The 19101-nt window shown below is 65.1% G+C and carries 18 protein-coding genes; 10 read left to right on the forward strand and 8 right to left on the reverse strand.

The window, feature by feature from the left end; translation table 11 throughout:
- Positions 1–15: 15 nt before the first annotated feature.
- Genes JN302_RS32025 through proC form a run of 3 tightly spaced genes read left to right on the forward strand, consistent with a single transcriptional unit; the run spans position 16 to position 3186 of the window.
- Positions 16–1014 carry a glycosyltransferase family 2 protein gene (locus JN302_RS32025; RefSeq protein ID WP_202334523.1) on the forward strand — a complete coding sequence of 333 codons (999 nt, stop codon included), beginning with the start codon at positions 16–18 and terminating at the stop codon, positions 1012–1014.
- Positions 983–2311, forward strand: coding sequence for an O-antigen ligase family protein (locus tag JN302_RS32030; RefSeq protein ID WP_202330343.1), 1329 nt, complete (start codon positions 983–985; stop codon positions 2309–2311). The genes JN302_RS32025 and JN302_RS32030 overlap by 32 nt, the downstream gene beginning before the upstream one ends.
- 59 nt (positions 2312–2370) lie before the next feature.
- A complete protein-coding gene (proC, locus tag JN302_RS32035; RefSeq protein WP_202308474.1) occupies positions 2371–3186 on the forward strand; it encodes a pyrroline-5-carboxylate reductase in 816 nt (271 codons plus the stop codon).
- 13 nt (positions 3187–3199) lie between these two features.
- Here proC and JN302_RS32040 read toward each other — a convergent pair whose 3' ends face one another.
- The 3 genes from JN302_RS32040 to JN302_RS32050 form a co-directional block, all read right to left on the reverse strand.
- Entirely contained in the window at positions 3200–3592 is a 393-nt protein-coding gene (locus tag JN302_RS32040) for a type II toxin-antitoxin system VapC family toxin (protein WP_202308476.1), read from the reverse strand.
- Positions 3592–3837 (reverse strand): type II toxin-antitoxin system VapB family antitoxin, encoded by a 246-nt coding sequence (locus tag JN302_RS32045; protein ID WP_202308478.1) that lies wholly within the window; start codon positions 3835–3837, stop codon positions 3592–3594. The genes JN302_RS32040 and JN302_RS32045 overlap by 1 nt, the downstream gene beginning before the upstream one ends.
- Before the next feature lie 185 nt (positions 3838–4022).
- The gene (locus JN302_RS32050; protein WP_202330344.1) at positions 4023–5345 is read right to left on the reverse strand and encodes an NAD(P)H-dependent oxidoreductase; all 1323 of its coding nucleotides are present in this window, start codon (positions 5343–5345) and stop codon (positions 4023–4025) included.
- Positions 5346–5591: 246 nt separating this feature from the next.
- On the opposite strand from JN302_RS32050, the gene JN302_RS32055 reads away from it, so the two are divergent.
- Complete coding sequence (locus JN302_RS32055) at positions 5592–7643, forward strand: methyl-accepting chemotaxis protein (protein ID WP_202330345.1); 2052 nt, start codon at positions 5592–5594, stop codon at positions 7641–7643.
- A gap of 241 nt (positions 7644–7884) precedes the next feature.
- Here JN302_RS32055 and JN302_RS32060 read toward each other — a convergent pair whose 3' ends face one another.
- A complete protein-coding gene (locus JN302_RS32060) occupies positions 7885–9213 on the reverse strand; it encodes an NAD(P)/FAD-dependent oxidoreductase (RefSeq protein WP_202330346.1) in 1329 nt (442 codons plus the stop codon).
- 131 nt (positions 9214–9344) lie between these two features.
- Here JN302_RS32060 and JN302_RS32065 point away from each other — a divergent pair, with 131 nt between their 5' ends.
- The 6 genes from JN302_RS32065 to JN302_RS32090 all read left to right on the forward strand — a co-directional run bounded on the left by JN302_RS32065 (position 9345) and on the right by JN302_RS32090 (position 14862).
- Entirely contained in the window at positions 9345–10289 is a 945-nt protein-coding gene (locus JN302_RS32065) for a nucleoside hydrolase (protein WP_202330347.1), read from the forward strand.
- Positions 10290–10306: 17 nt separating this feature from the next.
- Complete coding sequence (locus tag JN302_RS32070; RefSeq protein WP_202308488.1) at positions 10307–10921, forward strand: TetR/AcrR family transcriptional regulator; 615 nt, start codon at positions 10307–10309, stop codon at positions 10919–10921.
- A gap of 24 nt (positions 10922–10945) precedes the next feature.
- Positions 10946–12058 (forward strand): pyridoxal phosphate-dependent aminotransferase, encoded by a 1113-nt coding sequence (locus JN302_RS32075; RefSeq protein WP_202330348.1) that lies wholly within the window; start codon positions 10946–10948, stop codon positions 12056–12058.
- 167 nt (positions 12059–12225) lie between these two features.
- Positions 12226–13083, forward strand: a complete 858-nt coding sequence (locus JN302_RS32080) for an ABC transporter substrate-binding protein (RefSeq protein ID WP_202330349.1) — start codon at positions 12226–12228, stop codon at positions 13081–13083.
- Positions 13084–13141: 58 nt separating this feature from the next.
- A complete protein-coding gene (locus tag JN302_RS32085; protein WP_202330350.1) occupies positions 13142–14062 on the forward strand; it encodes an amino acid ABC transporter permease in 921 nt (306 codons plus the stop codon).
- Positions 14063–14109: 47 nt separating this feature from the next.
- Positions 14110–14862 (forward strand): amino acid ABC transporter ATP-binding protein, encoded by a 753-nt coding sequence (locus JN302_RS32090; RefSeq protein ID WP_202334524.1) that lies wholly within the window; start codon positions 14110–14112, stop codon positions 14860–14862.
- Positions 14863–15123: 261 nt separating this feature from the next.
- On the opposite strand, the gene JN302_RS32095 is transcribed toward JN302_RS32090, so the two are convergent.
- From JN302_RS32095 to JN302_RS32110, 4 genes are all read right to left on the reverse strand, one after another.
- Positions 15124–15930, reverse strand: coding sequence for an ABC transporter permease (locus JN302_RS32095; RefSeq protein ID WP_202330351.1), 807 nt, complete (start codon positions 15928–15930; stop codon positions 15124–15126).
- Complete coding sequence (locus tag JN302_RS32100; RefSeq protein ID WP_244846067.1) at positions 15927–16823, reverse strand: ABC transporter permease; 897 nt, start codon at positions 16821–16823, stop codon at positions 15927–15929. The genes JN302_RS32095 and JN302_RS32100 overlap by 4 nt, the downstream gene beginning before the upstream one ends.
- Complete coding sequence (locus JN302_RS32105; protein WP_202330352.1) at positions 16805–17887, reverse strand: ABC transporter ATP-binding protein; 1083 nt, start codon at positions 17885–17887, stop codon at positions 16805–16807. The genes JN302_RS32100 and JN302_RS32105 overlap by 19 nt, the downstream gene beginning before the upstream one ends.
- A gap of 154 nt (positions 17888–18041) precedes the next feature.
- Complete coding sequence (locus tag JN302_RS32110) at positions 18042–19076, reverse strand: ABC transporter substrate-binding protein (RefSeq protein WP_202330353.1); 1035 nt, start codon at positions 19074–19076, stop codon at positions 18042–18044.
- Between the last annotated feature and the right edge of the window lie 25 nt (positions 19077–19101).

Raw genomic sequence — 19101 nt, forward strand, 5'->3', positions numbered from 1 at the left:
AGGCGCGACCAGCAGATGAATCCCATATCGACTGACGGAACGGTTTCGATCGTGGCCCGCTCGCCCGACCTCGACACAGAGGCGGTCGAGGTGGCGGTCACCGTGCCGACGTTCCGTCGTCCGGATCAGGTGCTGACGACGCTCGCCTCCATCCGGAATCAGAAGACGGCGCGGCGCTTCGCCATCGTCCTCATAGAGAACGACGCCGAGGGCCTCGCGGGAGCGCGGGCGGCAACGCCGCTGTTCGAGCGTGGCGATCTGCCCGGTCTCCTGATCGTCGCGCATCAACGCGGCAATTGCAGCGCCTACAATGCCGGCTGGCGCACCGCGCTCGCCGAGTTCCCGCGCTTTCGCTACATCGCCGTGATCGACGACGACGAGATCGCCGATCACGACTGGCTCGAGCAGCTCTGCGGCGCCGCCGAGCGCCTCGACGCCGCGATCGTCGGCGGCCCGCAGATCCCTGTATTCCCGGACGCGGCTTCCGAAAAATGGGCCACCCATCCGGTATTCGCCCCGCCCTATCGACAGAGCGGACCGGTCAAGGCGCTCTATTCGTCCGGCAATCTGCTCGTCTCGCGGGACGTGCTGACCCGGATGGAACAGCCCTTTCTCGACCTGCGCTTCAACTTCATGGGCGGCGGCGATTCCGATTTCCTCAGCCGCGCTGCCGAGGCCGGGTTCCGGCTGGCATGGTGCGACGAGGCGAAGCTGCGCGAAACGATCCCGGCCCGGCGGCTGGAAGCTGACTGGGTCCAGGCCCGGGGCCTGCGCAACGGTGTCATCTCGACCCTGGTCGAAAAGAAGAAGCGAGCCGGATCGCCGTTCGGGGCCGCCCGCGTCGCGGCCAAGAGCCTGCTTCTCCTGGCCGCATCGCCCGTTCGCGGCCTCGCCAGGCTGCTGAAGACGGGATCGCCGGCGATCGCGCTTTATCCGATCCATGTGGCGCTCGGCCGCGTGCTCGCCGAATTCGGCTATGCCAATGAACAGTACCGCCAGCCTGAGAAGAACTGAGACGCGCGCGCGCTTCTCGGCGGCGAAAGCCGCGACCGTGCTCGCCGCCTTGATGCTGACCGTGGTCGTCATGTCGTTCCGGCCGTTCCAGCCGGCCGGCGCCGGCATCGCCGACGATGTCGCGGCATCAGGCGGCGACATCGTCAACCAGCTTGGTTTCGGGTCGCTGGGGGCAGTAGCGCTCTTCTCGATGCTCTGTCTTGCCGACCGCCGCAGGCTGGCGGCTCTGCTCAGCCCCTGGTGGCTGCTGCTGCTCGGTTTCCTGGCGCTGTCGGTGATGAATGCGGCCGACCCGCCCTCGGCCGTGCGCGCGGCCTCTTTCACGCTGATCGGCATCGCTGCGATCTGCGCCGTGCTGACCCTGCCGAGAGACGCGGATTCCTTCTCCACATCAATCGCCTTCGCGGGCTTCTTCATCATCGGGCTCAGTCTGGCCGGCCTCGTGGTCTTTCCCAACGAAGCCAAGCACACGGCGGATTCGCTGGAGCCCGAACATGCGGGCCTGTGGCGCGGCGTGTTCTCGCACAAGAACATCGCCGGCCCTGTCATGGCCTGCTTCAGCTTCGCGGGCATCTACCTCTTGCGCCGAGGTTGGCGACGCAGCGGCGTGCTCCTGTTCTGTGCCGCTATGCTGTTCATGCTGAACACGGGCTCCAAGACGACGGCGGGCCTGGTGCCGCTCTCCATCCTGGTCGTCGTCCTGCCCGGCTTGATCGGCATGCGCCTGATGACGCCGGTACTTTTTGCGCTGGCGATCACGGGCACCGGGCTGGCGACGCTGGGTATCGTCTTCATCGAGCCGCTGAAGCTGCTCGCCCACCAACTGGCCCCCGACCTCACCTATACCGGCCGCACGGCTCTCTGGGAGTTTTCGGGAGAAATGATCGCCAGGCGGCCTTGGACCGGATACGGCTATGAGAGCTTCTGGGGCACGCCGATCGTCACCGAGGCCGATCAGCCGTTCGACCGCGATTGGGATATCCGCGGCATCGTCCACGGCCACAACGGCTATCTCGACATCGCCGTCATCATGGGACTGCCGGCGCTCGTCATCGCGGTCGTCGCCTTCCTCATCGAGCCCCTGCGCGACTACATGAAGATCCCGCTACGCAAGGAGAACGTCTATCTCGGCGATCTCTTCATGATGATCACGCTGTTCGCCGCGCTCAATGCCTTCCTGGAATCCTTCTTCTTCCGCCGCGTCGACCCCGTCTGGCTGTTCTTCGTCTTCGGCGTGCTCGGCCTGCGCCTCGCCGCCCGTTTCCCTGTCGCCTCAGGGACCTCGCAAATGTCTTGAGCAACGCTCTTTCGCGGGGCGGCAAGACGGTCTATCTCAGCCGCTTCGGAGGTGCATCGATGACGATCAAGGTTGTTCTCGCCGGCTGCGGCAATATGGGCTACGCCATGCTCTCGGGCTGGCTGCAATCGGCAAGGCTCCAGCCCGCCGAGGTGCTGGTGGTCGAGCCCAATGCCGAACTGCGCAGCCGCGCCTCAGCACTCGGCGCGGCCGTCGGGGCCGACGCGGGAGATATTCCGCAAGGCGTGTCGCCCGATCTCGTCATCTTCGCCGTGAAGCCGCAGGCGATCCGCGACGTCTCGGCCGGCTACAAGCGTTTCGCGGACGGCAAGACCGCCTTCCTCAGCGTCGCCGCCGGAACGGGCATAGCCGTCTTCGAGGAGATCCTCGGCAAGAACCTGCCGATCATCCGATGCATGCCGAACACGCCGGCCGCGATCGGCAAGGGCATGATGGTGGTGGTCGACAATGGCCACGTGCCGGAAGCGACCAGCGCCTTCGTCAACGACCTTCTCTCGGCGAGCGGCGAGGTGGCTGTCATCGCCGACGAGGCGCTGATGGACGCGGTGACGGCGGTTTCCGGATCGGGGCCCGCCTACATCTTCCATTTCATCGAATGCCTTACCGCCGCGGCGGAGAATGCCGGCCTGCCCACGGCCACCGCCAAGCTGCTGGCCATGCAGACGGTCTACGGCGCCGCCACGCTCGCGGCGGAAAGCCGCGAGGACCCGGCCCGGCTGCGCGAACAGGTGACCAGCCCTAACGGCACGACGGCCGCAGCCCTTTCAGTGCTGATGGGGCAGGATCGCCTGAAGACGCTGGTCACGGAAGCGGTCGAAGCGGCGCGCAAACGCTCCATCGAGTTGGGGAAGTAGGGCCCGCTTTGCCTCAGGCCATGTCGGTTTGTGAGAAATCGTCGCCCTTATAGAGCAACGAGACGCCCCGATTCTTCGCGCAGGCATATGAAAGGCAATCGGCAAGATTGAGTTGAGCCGGGTGCCCTCGTTCCTTGCCATAGTTGGCAAAAGCCTGCACGGCCAACTTCGCATCACTGCCGTCGATCGGAATGACATCAATCTCGGCTTCACGAAGGAAGGCCGCGATCGTCGTCTCTGCATCCGTCGGCCAGACATTGAGTTTCGTCGAAAGCCGCATCGCCGCTTCGAGTATCACCAATGCCGAAGTGACCGGCGCTTCAGCGTTCTCGATGCGCTCGCTCCAGTAGGCTGCGTCATCTTCGGCCGAGAGGATGGCGACGACCACCGAAGTGTCGACGAACATCAGGGATGACCCCACATCTCGTCGATTTCATCTTTGCTCATGTCGCGCCCGCCGCCCTTGCCAGCCTTGGCCATCAGATCGTCGGCCAGTGCGGCGAGCCGCTCGGCCAGCGGCGTGCCGACGTCTTCCCGCTTCAACTCTGCCTGAAGTGCCTCGATGACTGCTTCTGTCATCGAGATCTTGCGCTTCGCAGCAAGCCTGCGAGCCAGCTCATGAGCTCGCGGATCCCTTATCTGCAGGTTCATATCTCTGCCCAGCCATCAGCGCTTCAATACAGGGAAAGATAGTTGTCATGACGGCGACAGTAAAGGTCTCCTCTCGCGCATGCGCAGTGTCTGCTCTGCGCGCGCACAGATCTGTAGGCAATCAATTTCTTGCAAGAACGGCAGGTAAGCCCGCATGGTGCATCGCGGGCGAAGCGACGCGTCGATCAGGAGGCGCTTGACCCATACAGCATCTCGTCCTGCTTGCGGCGCAGCCGGAAGAGATTGGTCGTCGGATCGGGCGCGGCGTTGTCAGATGTCAGCAACTCGCCCTTCCTGACCGGCTTCAGCACCTTGCCGCCTTCGAGCAGCCCGACCGGCACGGCGCCCTGCCGACGCGCATCGGCGACCGTCATGGTCCAGGAGCGGTAGCAGGTCTCGCCGATGGCGTCGAAGGTCTCACCCACCGCCAGATCACGCTTGGCGACCGCGCAGACCTCGGCCACCGGCCTGGGCAGGGGCACCATGTCGGGCTTGCCGTAGAGGGCGATGCGCGCGGCCGTCAGCGGCACCTCCAGGGAGGTGAGGTGATAGGGACGGAAGAAGCTGTAGTAGGGCCCCTTCCCTACATGGAGGTCGTCCATGCGCTCGATGACGCGCGGATGGGTGGCCTCGACAATAACGAACACGCCCGGCGCCACGCCCTTGCCGATCGTGTAGTCGACCACGCCCTTTTTCGACAGGATGCCGCCATCCTCGCGGGGGATCAGCACTTTGACCATGTCGTCACGATCGGCCTTGGGCCCGTGCATCCCCGGCACGTCGGGCACGAGGCCGGTGGCGTTGGCGATCGCCGCCATCTCCACCATGGTCTTGGAGCCGTCGACGAACTCCACCAGCATGCGCGGGTTCATGTTGCGGCGTTCTGCTTCCTCGCGATACTGGTCCGGCACGGCGTCGTGGTTGAGCGGATTGTTCTTGCCCTTGCCGGCCGAAACGATCGTGTAGCCCAGAGCGGAAGCGAACTCGATGAGTTCCATGCAGCTCGACGGCTCGTCGCCGGCACCCACGGAATAGACCACGCCCAGCCGGTCGGCCTCATTCTTCAGATAAGGACCGATGGTGACGTCGGCCTCGACATTCATCATCACCAGATGCTTGCCGTTCTCCATCGCCATCAGGTCGAAATCGGCGGCGACGCCGGGCTTGCCTGTCGCGTCGATCACCACGTCGACCAGCGGATTGGTGACCAGCAGTTCGTTGGAGGTGATGGCGATCCGGCCGCCCTCGATCGCCTCGGTCACCCTGGACGCCGTCGCGGCTTCGAAAGCCATGGCCTCGTCGCCATAGGCGATGGCGATGGCGTCGCGTGCGGTGTGCGGACGGCGCGTGGAGATGGCGCAGACCTCGATACCGCGCATCAGCATGCCCTGCGTCACCAGGTCGGTGCCCATCTCGCCGGAGCCGATGACGCCGACACGGACCGGTCGGCCCTCGTCCGCCCGCCGTGCGAGGTCGCGGGCAAGCCCGGTCAGGGCGACGTTGGTCATCGGCCGTGTCCAATCAAGCTGTTCATGCCGGCGAGGTACTAGACGATTTGCGCCCGAGGTCAAACCCTCGCGTGGCCTGGGACAATATGCCCGAAAGAGGGCCTCTATACGAGGGGTTGTCCCCGCGCCGGCCTACGCTGCGCGGTTGCACAAATTTTAGGCAGATGAGCACATTGTATTCAAGGTTAATTAATTGCTTCGCCGCTATTTCCTCAGACGTCACACCTGTCGGGGGATTCTTCCAAAATGACTGTGCGTTCCCAACGCGCGCCTTTGGCGCGCATATTCACCATGCTTGTCACTTTGAACTTCGTGTGCATCGCGGCACTTGCCGGCGCTTTCTACTTCCAGGGTCGCGCACAGAGCGATGCCGAGCGCGCCTATCGGGCCCAGCACGAGTCCTACCTGCTGGCGGACGAGTTGCGGCAGAGCTCGGACGACCTCACCCGTCTCGTCCGCACCTATGCGGCGACGGGCAACCCGAAATACGAGGAATGGTACTTCGACGTCATCAAGATGCGCAATGGCGAGATGGCGCGCCCTCAGCAGCCACATCGCATCTACTGGGATCTCATCTTGAACAAAGGTGACACGCCGCGCCCCGCTGGCGAAAAGAAAGCACTGCTGCAAGCCATGGCCGATGCCGGCTTCACCAAGGCCGAGCTTGACCTTCTCCAGGAAGCCCAGAAGCGGTCGGATGCACTCGTCAATTTGGAAGTCCAGGCGATGGACGCCGTCAAGGGCATCGTCCGCGACGGCGCCGGCAAGGAGACCGGCCGCACCGCGCCGGACCTGGGGCGCGCCCAGGAACTGCTCTACTCGGCCGGCTATCATGAGGCGAAGGCCTCGGTCATGAAACCGGTGGACGCCTTCTTCGAAGCCATCGAGACCCGCACCGCGGCCGAGGTGGCGGGCGCTCAAGGAAAGGTGCATATGGCGAACCTCGCCATGATAGGGCTTGGCCTGCTGCTGCTGGCCTCCGTCGTCGCCACCGCCACGATCCTTCAGCGCCGTGTCATGAAGCCGGTGACGATGTTGACGGGCTGCATGACCGCCCTTTCCTCGGGCCAGCTTTCGGCGGAAGTGCCGATGAGCGACCGCGACGACGAGGTCGGTGCCATGGCGAAGTCGCTGCTGGTCTTCAAGAACGCCGTCTCCGACATGCAGTCGGCCGAAGAGGCTGAACGGCAGCGCCAGTTGATCGAGGACGAACGCGCTGCCAACGACGCGCGAAAGGCAAAAGATGCAGCCGAGGACCATGTCGCGATCACCGCGCTCGCCGACGGGCTTGCCAGCCTCGCCCGCGGCGACCTCAGTCACCGGATCTCCGCTGAATTCGCGCCCAAATCCCGCAAGCTGAAGGACGACTTCAACAACGCGATCGCCCAGTTGCAGGAGACGATGTCGACGATCTCGGGCGCGATCGGCGGCATGCGCACCGGCACCGGCGAGATCAGCCAGGCGGCGGACGACCTGTCGCGGCGTACCGAACAGCAGGCCGCGAGCCTGGAGGAGACCGCCGCCGCGCTCGGCGAGGTCACCGGTACGGTCAAGAAGACGGCCGAGTCCGCGAGGCAGGCCGCCGATCTCACAACCAAGGCGCGCGGCAATGCCGAGAAGTCCGGTGTCGTGGTGCGGGAGGCCGTCGCGTCCATGGCCGAAATCGAGAAGTCGTCGCAGCAGATCAGCCAGATCATCGGCGTGATCGACGAGATCGCCTTCCAGACCAACCTCCTGGCGCTCAATGCCGGCGTCGAGGCGGCGCGTGCCGGCGAGGCAGGCAAGGGCTTTGCCGTGGTGGCCTCTGAAGTGCGAGCTCTGGCTCAGCGTTCGGCCGAGGCTGCAAAAGAGATCAAGGAACTGATCTCGGCCTCCGGCCAGCAGGTCGAGAAAGGCGTCGACCTCGTCGCACAGACCGGCTCCGCACTCGAGCAGATGATGGCCCAGGTCGCCGAGATCGCCGGCATCGTGACGCAGATCGCAACCTCGGCGCATGAGCAGTCGGTCGGATTGAGCGAAGTCAATGTCGCCATCAACCAGATGGATCAGGTCACCCAGCAGAATGCCGCCATGGTCGAGGAATCGACCGCCGCAAGCCACTCGCTGACCCAGGAGGCCGAACAGCTCGCGCGTCTGGTCGGGCAGTTTCGGCTCGGCCGCGAAGCGGTCGCCGCCCAGCGTGCGCCCGAGCGCGCGCGGCCGGCGCCGGTGGTCGCGCTGAAGACGTCGTCCAGCGGTCATCGCCAGTCGGCCGTCCGGGTCGCCGAGCCTGATCCCGACGGTTGGGAAGAGTTCTGATCCTGTTTTGTTGGTCTTCACCGGCCGCCCCCTGGGCGGCCGGTTCACCTATCGGCCCGAAGATTGGAAACGATCTTCGGGCCGACGCGTATACAGCACCGGAACATTCCCAGCGCGTCCGAATGAAAGTGCGGTGCGCCAAGCAGATTCCGGAAAAGCGTCCCACGGTTTTCCGACAAGAATCTGCGACAAACAAAAGGCCTAAGCAGACCATGCGTTGGCTTGCCAAGGAATGGTCTGCTTAGACTCCCGTCGTCGGGCGAGGCCTTGTCCCGTCGATGAAGCGTTCGTAGCGGAAGGCCGTTGGGTCGACGAGCGGCCGGTCGCCCATCACCAGATCGGCCGCCAGCCGTCCGGCGGCCGGCCCGATGCCGAAGCCGTGGCCGGAGAACCCCGTGGCGATGACGAGCCCCGGCATGGAGGCGACCGGCGCGATGACGGGTACGGCGTCGGGCGTAGCGTCGATATAGCCGGCCCAGCGCTGCAGGATGGCGGCACCCTTCAGCGCCGGAAAGACATCCTCCATCCTGGCGCGCGCCTGGGCGAGCAGTCCGACGGCGGGCGCCGGATCGAGCGTCCTGTGCCGTTCATAGATGCTTTCGCCCGGCCCGGAGGATTGAGCAAATCCCGCTGGCCCGTTGAAGAAATCCTTGCCGAAACGCAGGCCGATGCCACGCCACTCGCGCGCCAGGATCGGCAGGAAATCGGTGAAGTAGCGGAAAGTATCCGGCACGATGTCATGATGGTTCGTGGTGCCGTCGGCGATGGTATAGCCGCCGTCGAGCCGCTTGCGGTAGGCGAACCCTTCCGTCCAGGCTGCGCCGTCCGGCCCGCCTTCGACCGGTGCGGTGCGCATGACGGAAGCGCGCACGGCGAGTTGCGGAAGCTTCACCCCGATCTGCCGGCATAGCCGGCTCGACCAGACACCGCCGGCGACCACCACGGCGCCCGCGCGGATCATCCCTTGTTCGGTGACGACGCCGCGCACGCGGCCGCCCTCCACGTCGATCTCGCGTACGGCGCAGCGCAGCAGGATGCGCGCGCCGGCGCGCTGCGCCGCCCTGGCGATCGCAGGTGCCGCCTTCTGCGGTTCGGCCCGGCCGTCGCTCGGCGTGTGGAGTGCTGCCTTAAAGGTCGTTCGCGCCCCAGGCAGTTGCGCGGCCAAGGCCTCGCCCCGGATCATCCGCGTATCGAGCGCGAAATCGCCCGCGCGCTTCAGCCATTCCTCGTGATGCGCGATCTCCCCGTCGTTCCGGCACAGATAAAGGATGCCTGTGCGGCGGAAACCGACGTCCTCGCCGACGAGTTGCTCCATGTCGCCCCACAGGCGCAGCGCCTCGACCACCAGCGGCAGTTCTCGCGGGTCGCGACCCATGCGGCGGCACCAGCCCCAGTTGCGGCTCGACTGCTCGCCGGCGACGTGCCCCTTCTCGCAGACGGTGACCGACAGGCCCTTGCGCGCCAGGAACAGCGCCGTGCTCACTCCGATGATGCCGCCGCCGATGATGACGACGTCAGCGGTGTCGAGATGCACGTCGTCGCCGTGAACCGGATCGACCGGTGGACCCATCGCCTGCTCTCCAATCCGATGTCGCCGCAGCCCTGCGGGAATCGCTCTTGAAAATACCATACAGTACTGTATCTTTTATCACCGTTGCAATGGCAGCGGCCCGGCAGGAGGGCCGGGGAGGAGCAGCCGGAATGGCGCCGCGCAAGATCATCATCGACACGGATCCAGGCCAGGACGACGCCTTCGCGATCCTGTTCGCGCTGGGTTCGCCGGAGGAACTCGAGGTCGTCGCGCTGACGACGGTCGGCGGCAACGTCCCGCTCGCGCTCACCTCGCGCAATGCGCTGCAGATCGCCGAGCTTGCCGGCCGCGCCGAAGTGCCTGTCTATGCAGGCTGCTCGCGCCCAATGGTGAAGCCGCTGAAGACGGCCGAATATGTGCACGGCCCGACCGGCATCGACGGCTGCACGCTGCCGGAGCCGTCACGGCAGCTCCAGCAACAGCATGCGGTCAACTATCTGGTCGAGACGCTGATGGCGGCTCCAGAAGGCGAGCTGACGGTCTGCACGCTGGGGCCGATGACCAATCTCGGCATGGCGATGGTCATGGAGCCGCGCATCATTCCGCGCATCCGCGAAGTGGCGCTGATGGGCGGCGGCTTTTTCGAAGGCGGCAATGCGACGCCCGCCGCCGAGTTCAACATCTGGGTCGACCCGCACGCGGCGGCCGTGGTGTTCGATTCGGGCGCGCCGGTCACCATGGCGTCGATCGACTGCACCTATACCGCGCAGATGACGCCCGAATGGCTGCAGTCGCTGCGCGCGCTCGGCTCGCGTTCGGCCGTCGAGGCAGCCAACATGGCGGACTTCTATCGCCAATACGGCTCCCATAAATTCCCCACCGAGGCCAGGCCGATCCACGACGCCTGCGTCACCGGCTATCTGCTGGCGCCGCATCTCTATGAGCAGCGCCGGTGCAACGTCACCATCGAGCTGATGTCGCCGGAAACGATCGGCATGACCATCGTCGACTGGTGGCATGTCACCGGCCGCAGGAAGAACTGCAAGGTGCTTCGCCGCATCGACGCCGACGGCTTCTTCGCGCTCATGCTCGAGCGTTTCGGGAACCTGCCATGAGAGCGGGCTGAGGAGCGATGGCGGTCGCATCCACCTTCGAGCCGCGAAAGCCGAAGCGCCGTTCCGCCGAGGCGCGCAAGACGTTGTCGCGCGACGACTGGATCGCCGCCGCCACCGTCGCGCTGGAGCGCAAGGGCATCGCCAATGTCAAGATCGACCGGCTCTCCAAGCAGCTCAAGGTGACGCGCGGCAGCTTCTATTTCCACTTCAGGAACCTGAAGGACCTGCTGGCGAGCCTGCTGGAGGAATGGCGCCTGCGCAACTGCCGGCCGTTCCAGGCGCTGGGCGACAGCCAAGTGACCGACGGGCCGGCCTTCTTCGACGACGTGACCGGCGTGTGGATCAGGGAGGATCCCTTCAGCCCGAAGCTCGATCTCGCGATCCGCGACTGGTCGCGCAGTTCCACCGCCATCGCACGCGAGGTCCGCGATCAGGACGGCTTCCGTATGGCCCTGCTCGTCAAGGCCTTCGCGGCAATGGGCTACGACGCCGACGAGGCGCTGATCCGGGCCCGCATCACCTACTTCCAGCAGATCGGCTACTACGCGACCTACTTCAAGGAACCTCCCGCGGAGCGTAAGCGCTTCCGGCCGATCTATTCGAAGATCCTTATCGGCGCCGTCGAGAACTGACGGCACCAGAACCAAGAGGAAGAAATGTCCCTGCCGGTCCCCTATCTTTCCGCCCGCACCTTGACCGTGGTGAAGCCGGTCGACACGTCGGGGGCCGAGCGTGTCGTCAATCTCGGGCTGAACGAAAGCTGGATCGGTCCGGCTCCGGGCGTCGTCGATGCCATTCGCGACAGTGCTGTCAGCGTTCACCGTTACGCCGACCCCGGCTGCGGGGTCATGCGCGCCACGATCGGGCGGGAGTTCGGGCTCGACCCGGCCCGCATCGTCTGCGGCAACGGCTCCGAGGAACTGCTCGACGCGGTTGGCCGCGTCTATGCCCGCGCCGGCGACGAGATCCTGTTCCCGGCCTATTCCTTCCTGCAATTCGCGATCGTCGCCTATCGCCTCGGCGCCACGGCGGTGGAGGCGCCACTCGGCCCCGGCTTCGTCGTCGATGTCGACGCGCTGCTGGCATCGGTCACGCCCCGCACGCGTGTCGTCTTCCTCGCCAATCCCAACAATCCGACCGGCACGGCCGTACCGATGGAAGAGGTGGCGCGGCTTGCCCGCGAACTGCCCTCCCACATCGTGCTGGTGCTGGACTGCGCCTATGCGGAATATGTCGACCCCTCGGAAGCGGCCGTTGCCTTCGCCATCGCCGACCGCCATCCCAATGTCGTCGTGACGAGGACCTTCTCGAAAGCCTATGGCATGGCCTCGGCCCGCGCGGGCTGGGCCTATGCCCACGCCGACGTCGCCGTTGCCCTCAACAATGTCCGCGGCATCGGCAATGTGAACGGCATGGCGCAGGCGGCGGCAACCGTCGCGATCGGCGAGCAGGGCTTCATCGGCGAGGTGCGCAGGCGCACGGCCGAGGGCCGTTTGCGTCTCGAAACGCAACTGCGCGGGCTCGGCTTCGAGGTCGTCGACAGCGCCGCGAACTTTGCCTTCGCGCGCCTGCCCGCGGCCGAACCCGGCTGGGCCCAGGCGACGGTGGCGCGGCTCGCCAGGCAGGGTTTCGTCATCCGCTCGAACGAGGACTACGGCCTGCCGGAATGGCTGCGCATCTCGATCGCCGACCGGACCGATCTCGACCGGGCTGTCGCGCTGCTGGCCGTCGAGGTCGCCGCTGCCGCGCCGGTCGCGCGACGGGCTTAGGTTGACAAGGAATGAGGGCTAAAAAATAATACATTTAAATATCAGAATTCATCGGCGCGCGCATTGCCGGGCAGAACGGATCGTCGGAACGGCGCACCGGGGAATAATGCAGGCCACAGCGCCGGGGCGACGGCTTCCGGCATCATCGAAACAATGAGGAGGATTACATGAAGAAGCATAGATCACTGCGCAGCGTCGCGCTCGCCGTCGCGGCTTTCGCCGGAAGCGTCGGCATGGCCGCTGCCGCCGAGTTGCCGAAGTCGGCCGAAGTGAAGGACACCGGCAAGCTGGTCATCGCCAACACGCTGGAATACGCGCCCTTCGAATTCATCGACGAGAAGGGCGAGCAGGTCGGCATCAACATCGAGCTGGCCCAGGAAACCGCCAAGATGCTCGGGGCCGAGCTCGAGGTGACGCGCATCCCCTTCCCTTCGATGATCCCCGGCCTCGCCGCGGGCCGCTTCAAGATCGCCTGGGAGACCTTCGCGGCGACCGAGGACCGGCTGAAGCAGGTCGATTTCGTCATGTTCATCAAGTCCGGCATCGTGGCTTCGACCACGCCCGACAAGGCGCCGAGCTTCCAGGGCGAGAACAATCTGTGCGGCAAGCGTCTCGGCGTCATCGGCGGCGCGGTGTCGGATTTCATTGCCGACCGGCTCAACGAGGAATGCAAGACGAAGGGCCTGCCCGAACTCACCAAGAGTGTCTTCCCCGAAGGCAAGGACATCATCCAGGCCGTGCTCTCCGACCGCATCGATGCGCGCCTCGACGACGCCACGGCCTCCGGCTATTTCGAGGTGACCAGCAAGGGCCAGCTCGTCGTCGTGCCGGGTCTCTATGACGTCGCGCCGCTCGGCATCGCCGTTCCGAAGGGCGACAAGGACACGGCCGAGATGCTTCGCGCCGCGCTGGAGGAGATGATCAAGAACGGCACCTACGGGACGATCATGTCCAAATACGGCATGACCAGCGCGATGATCGAGGAAGCCTACGTCGTCGACAGCGCCGACAAGATCCGCAAATAGTGTGACATACGGCCCGGGCGGAGGCTTCTCCGGCCCGGGCTCTTTCGAGGACGGTTGCATGACCCAGGCGCAACCCCAGGCATCGGTCGAGGATCTCGTCGTCGTTCCGGTGCGCCACTACGGACTTTGGATCGGAACCGCGGTCACGCTCGTGGTGCTGTTCGTCATCGTCGCGGCGCTGGCGACGAACCCGGCCTTCGACTGGCCGACCGTCGGCAAGTATCTTTTCCATCCGTCCATCATGCGCGGGCTGGGGCAGACGATCCTGCTCACCGTCATCATCATGGCGCTGTCGATCGTCATCGGCGCCGTCGTCGCCATCATGCGGCTTTCGCCGAGCCGCATCCTCAACAGCTTCGCCGCCGGCTACATCTGGTTCTTCCGCGGCGCGCCTGCGCTCATCCAGCTGATCTTCTGGTTCAACCTGTCGCTCGTCGTGCGGGAATTCTCGCTCACCCTGCCCTTTCTCGGCACTCTCTTCTCGGTCAAGACCAACGACTTCATGACGCCCTTCGTCTCGGCGGTGATTGCGCTTTCGCTGCATGAGGCTGGCTACATGGCCGAGATCGTGCGTGCCGGCATCAATTCTGTGCCGAGCGGCCAGACGGAAGCGGCGGGCAGCCTCGGCATGACACGCGGGCTCATCCTGCGCCGCATCACGCTCCCGCAGGCCATGCGCTTCATCGTTCCGCCGACCGGAAACGAGACCATCAATCTCCTGAAGACGACCTCGCTCGTCACCATCATCGCGGTGGATGACCTGCTCTATTCGGCCCAGAGCATCTATGCTCGCACCTTCGAGACCATACCGCTGCTGATCGTCGTCGCCTTCTGGTACCTCTTCGTGGTCACCCTCCTGTCGATCGGCCAGCATTTCATCGAGCAGTACTACGGAAGGAGCGACCAGCAGCAGGGACGGCCGATGAACCGCATCCTGCAGCGCGCCTTCCGTTTCCGCCGCGAGGCTCGACCGGCATGAGCTCGAAAGCCGAAAACCAGGCGCGCTTCGGCGTCCCTGAAAACTCCATGGTCTTCGCGAGCGGCGTGCGCAAATCCTTCGGAACGCTCGAGGTGCTCAAAGGCATCGATCTCAACGTGCCGGCCGGCTCCGTGGCCTGCATCATCGGGCCTTCGGGCTCGGGCAAGAGCACCTTCCTGCGCTGCATCAACCACCTCGAGGAAGTGAGCGGCGGGGTGCTGCTGGTCGACGGCGAATTCGTCGGCTACGACCTTCGCGACGGCAAGCTCTACGAGGTCAAGAACAGCCTGCTTTGCCGACGCCGCGCCGACATCGGCATGGTGTTCCAGTCGTTCAACCTGTTCTCCCACATGACGGCGCTGGAGAACCTTATCGAGGCGCCCATCATGGTGAAGGGCATGCCGCGTGGAGAGGCCGTCGATAAGGCACGCGCCCTGCTCCAACGCGTGGGCCTGGCTGATAAGGCCGGCTTCTATCCGCGGCAGCTTTCCGGCGGACAGCAGCAGCGCGTCGCGATCGCCCGCGCGCTCGCCATGAACCCCAAGGTGCTGCTCTTCGACGAGCCGACCTCGGCACTCGACCCCGAACTGGTTGGCGAGGTCCTCCTGGTGATGCGCGACCTCGCCGAGAGCGGCATGACCATGGTGGTCGTCACCCACGAGATCGGCTTCGCCCGAGAGGTCGGCGACCAGCTCATCTTCATGGACAAGGGCGTCGTCGAGGAGCGCGGTGCACCCAAGGAGATGATCGCCAACCCGCAATCGCCGCGCACACGGGAGTTTTTGTCGCGGGTGCTGTGAGGGGCAGGATTTCGACGCTCGGCGCCTAGGCACCCCTCATCCGACCTCGCCCTTACGGGCGAGGCCACCTTCTCCCACAAGGGGAGAAGGCCGGAGCCTGGTTTGGCCGGCTCTGCAAATCACCAGCGTTGAAGATTGGCCGAAGCGCTGCTGCAGCGCGTTCCCTTCTCCCCTTGTGGGAGAAGGTGGCCGCGCGAAGCGCGGTCGGATGAGGGGTACTCCCACGCTCCAAGTCCCTCAACCGAGCAGAACCTGCTTCCCTCAGAACCGCAGCGACCTCAAACCCACCGTGCGGTCGATGACAAATATCGCAGCGAAAGTGAGGAAGATGCTGAGCGAGGCGATCGCCGCCGCCGTCGGATCGAAGTTGAAGCGCAGATAGTCGAACAATTCCAGCGGCAGCGTGTTCGTGCCGAGCGACTTCAACAGCAGCGAGATGTTGAAGATGTCGAAGGAGATGACGAAGGCGAACAGGCAGCCGGTGATGATGCCGGGCTTGATCGCCGGCAGCGTCACACGCCTGAACGTCATCCACGCGCCGGCGCCGAGGCTGCGTGCGGCCTCTTCTTGCGACCGGTCGAAATTGAACAGCGCCGACGAGACATTCAGGAACACATAGGGAAAGGTGACCACGATGTGGCCGACCTGGATGCCGATCGAATAGTCCGTGCCCAGCCCGATCTCGTAGAAATAGAACAGGAGCGCGATCGCGGTCAGGATCTCGGGGACCAGCAACGGGCTGGTCATGACCACGCGGATCTGGTCGCGCCAGGCGCCTGCGTGCCGCGCGACATGGATGGCGGCAATCGTTCCGATGACACCGTTGACGAGCATCGAGATCGCCGCGATCCGCACCGAATAGAGTGTGGCGTCGAGGAACCGCGCATTGGAGAACAGCGCCTCGAACCAGCGCAGCGAGAAGCCTTCCAGCGGAAAGGCCAGGAACTCGCCCGAATTGAAGGAAAGAAGCACGACGAGCACGATCGGGAACATCAGGAAGATGTAGATCGCCGCCACGAGCACCGTGAACGCCCGGTCGAGCACGGTCTTTTCAGTACCGCTCCTCATGGCAGCCTCCGCATCGCCCGCGCCGTCAGCTTGAGATAGAGGCCGACGAAGATGACCGCGACCGCCGCCATGATGATGGCGAGTGCGGCGCCCGCCGGCCAGCGGAAGTTGTCGACCAGATACTGCACGACGAGCACCGACATGGTCCGGCCGCTGGTGCCGCCGAGCATGGCCGGGGTGACATAGGCGCTGATCGACAGCACGAATACCAGGATGGTGCCGGCCTGAATGCCCGGCAGGCTGAGCGGCAGCGTGACCTTCAGGAAGGTGCGCAGGCGCGAGGCGCCGAGCGACCGCGAGGCCATGGCCAGATCGGGGCTGATGGCCTGCAGATTGCCCAGCAGCGGCAGGATGACGAAAGGCAGGAAGACATGCGTGAGAGCGATCGTCACGCCAAGCGTGTTGTTCATCAGTTGCAGGGGAAAGTCGACGAGGCCGACCGCCTTCAGCGCCTGGTTGGCGACGCCGTTGTTCGACAGGATGATCATCCAGGCGAAAGTGCGCACCACCAGCCCGACCAGCAGCGGCGAAAGCACGAAGATGTAGAGAAGGCTGGTCCAGCGCGAGCGCGAATTGGCGAGATGATAAGCGACGGGATAGCCGAGCAGCAGGGCAAGAACGGTGACCGTGATGCCGATCATGACGGTGCGGCCGAGGATGCCCCAGATATAGGGGTCGGCGAGCGCCGACGTGTAATGGGCGAGCGTGAAGCCGTCGCCATAGACGGCCCGGGTCGAGGCCTCGCGCAGGCTCATCGTGATGATGGAAAGATAGGGCAGCGCGAAAAAGCCGACGAGCAGCACCAGAGCGGGCACGATCATCCATGCCGAGCCGGCGCCGAGCGCCCGTCGGTCGGCGCGTGGCACGGCCCCGCTCATGACGCGAGCAGCCATGTGTCGCCGGCGGCAAAGCTCAGCGCTACCCATTGGCCGGCCGCGACGGCATCACGGCCGCTCACGTCGACCACGACCTGGTCTCCGCCGTTCAGTTCGACCTTCAGCTGGTTGGCGCTGCCCTGATAGACGCTGCTGACGACGGCGCCGCGCAGGACGTTGTCCGCGGCGCCGCCTTCGGCCGGCGCGGCGTCGCCGTTCGTCGTGCGGATATTCTCGGGCCGTATCATGACGCTGACCTCGACGCCGCGGGCGAGCCCGGACGGCCCCGTCGCGCCGATGCCGCCGCATGATGTCTCGATCCTGTAAATGCCGTCGCCTGTTGCCTCCACGACGTGTCCGCGCAGCGTGTTGGAGCGCCCGATGAAATCGGCGACCGAACGCGAGGCGGGGCGCTCATAGACGTCGCGCGGCGTGCCGAACTGCGAGATGGAACCGGCGCTCATCACCACGATCTTGTCCGACATGACGATCGCCTCGGACTGGTCGTGGGTGACATAGATGGCGGTGATGCCGACGCGCCGCTGCAGGTCGCGGATGAAGAAACGCATCTCGTCGCGAAGCGTGGCGTCAAGATTGGCGAGCGGTTCGTCGAGCAGCAGCACCGACGGCTCTATCACCAGGGCGCGGGCAAGCGCGACACGCTGTTGCTGGCCGCCGGAAAGCTCACGCGGAAAGCGTTTCTCGTAACCCTCGAGCCGCACCATGGAGAGAACGTCACCGATGCGCCGGCGGCGCTCGGCCGGCTCGACCTTGCGTACCTCGAGGCCGAAGCCGAGATTTTCCGCCACGGTCATATGAGGAAACAGCGCATAGGACTGGAACACCATGCCGATGTCCCGCTGTTCGGGCAGCGCGCGCGTGACGTCGCGCTCGCCGAAGAGGATACGGCCGCTGTCCGGACGCTCGAAGCCGGCGATGCAGCGCAGCGTGGTGGTCTTGCCGCAGCCGCTCGGACCCAGCAGCGAGACGAACTCGCCCTGGGCGATCGGGATCGTTATGTCCTTGAGGATGTGAAGGTCGCCGTATCGCTTGTTGATACGGTCAATGGTCAGCGCGGTCATCGCTCCCCTCTGGAATGCGCCAATGAGATCGGCGCTGCCGCTTTGGCTGTTTTGCTCGAGCATCGGATTTTGCCCGAAACCGGCACCCACTCTCGGGGCAGATGCTCCAACCAATGCGGGGAGACGGACGTCTCCCCGCATTCGCATATGGCCGTCAGGCCATCTCGCGGTTCCACCGGTCGGCAATCTCGGCCGACCTGTCGACATAGCTGTCCCAGTTGAAGCTCTTGATCTCGCTCATGCGCGGACCGACGATCGGGATGCGCTTGGCGAGTTCGCCGTCGACGACCGACTCGCTGTTCGTGGGAGAGGTGAAGAAGGCCCTCGCCATGTCCTGCTGCACCTTGGCGTCGAGCACATAGTTCAGATAGGCGTGCGCGGCGTCCTTCTCGGCGCCCGTGGCCACCAGGTTGAAGGATTGCTCGAAGGCAAGCACCCCTTCCTTCGGCGCGACGATCGCCACCGGCGCGCCCTTGTCCTGGAGCACCATGATCTCGGTCCAGTCGACCGGCGCCACGACGGCGTCGCCGCGCATCAGGGCCGTTGCCACCTCGCCGCTCCAGGAAGCCTGGGTGAAGGGCAGCAATTCCTTGATCTTGGCGAAGGCCGTATCGAAATCGTCCGGCGAGCTGCCGAAGAGTTCGGCGGCCAGGCGCAGGAACAGGACGGCGCCGGTGTTGCCGATCTGATAGAGCCCGATCCGCCCCTTGAACTCCGGGTTTTCCCAAAGGTCGCGCCAGGAGGCCGGCGGCGTCTTCACCATGTCGGTGCGGTAGGCGAGCCCGATCGGCGAGACGATCGCCCGGATGCCGGCCGCATCCTTGTTGACGAATTGCGGAAACACCTTCTGGGCGTTGGGCACCTTGGCGAGATCGAAGGGTTCGAAGAAGCCTTCGGCGCGCAGCATGGCAGCGATGTTCTCGTTGCCCATGAAGATGCTGTAAGGCGAGCTGCCGCCGCCGGCCCGGATCTTGGCGACAAAATCCTTGCCCAGGCCGACGTCGAGCCGCGGCTCTATGCCGGTCGCCGCGCTGAAGCCCGGCAGGAGCTGGGCCTCCCAGAACTTGGCCCAGAGCCCGCCATAGGTCGGCACGACCAGCGACTGCTGGGCGGCGGCCATGCGCGTCCCGGCCATTGCGGCAAAAGCGGCGGCAGCGCCGACCGAGAATTCACGTCTCGTCAGTCTCATCCGATATCTCCATGTTCCCGACTGC

Origin of the sequence: Mesorhizobium sp. L-8-3 (genome assembly GCF_016756615.1) — a bacterium.
In the GTDB taxonomy this organism is placed as follows: Bacteria; Pseudomonadota; Alphaproteobacteria; order Rhizobiales; family Rhizobiaceae.

What these genes read in the sequence shown, in the direction of transcription:
- JN302_RS32065 (WP_202330347.1), top strand. Translation starts at nt 9,345, where the DNA reads ATGGCGCCGCGCAAGATCATCATCGACACGGATCCAGGCCAGGACGAC.
- JN302_RS32060 (WP_202330346.1), bottom strand. Translation starts at nt 9,213, where the DNA reads ATGGGTCCACCGGTCGATCCGGTTCACGGCGACGACGTGCATCTCGAC.
- JN302_RS32085 (WP_202330350.1), top strand. Translation starts at nt 13,142, where the DNA reads ATGACCCAGGCGCAACCCCAGGCATCGGTCGAGGATCTCGTCGTCGTT.
- JN302_RS32105 (WP_202330352.1), bottom strand. Translation starts at nt 17,887, where the DNA reads ATGACCGCGCTGACCATTGACCGTATCAACAAGCGATACGGCGACCTT.
- JN302_RS32075 (WP_202330348.1), top strand. Translation starts at nt 10,946, where the DNA reads ATGTCCCTGCCGGTCCCCTATCTTTCCGCCCGCACCTTGACCGTGGTG.
- JN302_RS32095 (WP_202330351.1), bottom strand. Translation starts at nt 15,930, where the DNA reads ATGAGGAGCGGTACTGAAAAGACCGTGCTCGACCGGGCGTTCACGGTG.
- JN302_RS32055 (WP_202330345.1), top strand. Translation starts at nt 5,592, where the DNA reads ATGACTGTGCGTTCCCAACGCGCGCCTTTGGCGCGCATATTCACCATG.
- JN302_RS32030 (WP_202330343.1), top strand. Translation starts at nt 983, where the DNA reads ATGAACAGTACCGCCAGCCTGAGAAGAACTGAGACGCGCGCGCGCTTC.
- JN302_RS32025 (WP_202334523.1), top strand. Translation starts at nt 16, where the DNA reads ATGAATCCCATATCGACTGACGGAACGGTTTCGATCGTGGCCCGCTCG.
- JN302_RS32045 (WP_202308478.1), bottom strand. Translation starts at nt 3,837, where the DNA reads ATGAACCTGCAGATAAGGGATCCGCGAGCTCATGAGCTGGCTCGCAGG.
- JN302_RS32100 (WP_244846067.1), bottom strand. Translation starts at nt 16,823, where the DNA reads ATGGCTGCTCGCGTCATGAGCGGGGCCGTGCCACGCGCCGACCGACGG.
- JN302_RS32110 (WP_202330353.1), bottom strand. Translation starts at nt 19,076, where the DNA reads ATGAGACTGACGAGACGTGAATTCTCGGTCGGCGCTGCCGCCGCTTTT.
- JN302_RS32050 (WP_202330344.1), bottom strand. Translation starts at nt 5,345, where the DNA reads ATGACCAACGTCGCCCTGACCGGGCTTGCCCGCGACCTCGCACGGCGG.
- JN302_RS32040 (WP_202308476.1), bottom strand. Translation starts at nt 3,592, where the DNA reads ATGTTCGTCGACACTTCGGTGGTCGTCGCCATCCTCTCGGCCGAAGAT.
- JN302_RS32080 (WP_202330349.1), top strand. Translation starts at nt 12,226, where the DNA reads ATGAAGAAGCATAGATCACTGCGCAGCGTCGCGCTCGCCGTCGCGGCT.
- proC (WP_202308474.1), top strand. Translation starts at nt 2,371, where the DNA reads ATGACGATCAAGGTTGTTCTCGCCGGCTGCGGCAATATGGGCTACGCC.
- JN302_RS32090 (WP_202334524.1), top strand. Translation starts at nt 14,110, where the DNA reads ATGGTCTTCGCGAGCGGCGTGCGCAAATCCTTCGGAACGCTCGAGGTG.
- JN302_RS32070 (WP_202308488.1), top strand. Translation starts at nt 10,307, where the DNA reads ATGGCGGTCGCATCCACCTTCGAGCCGCGAAAGCCGAAGCGCCGTTCC.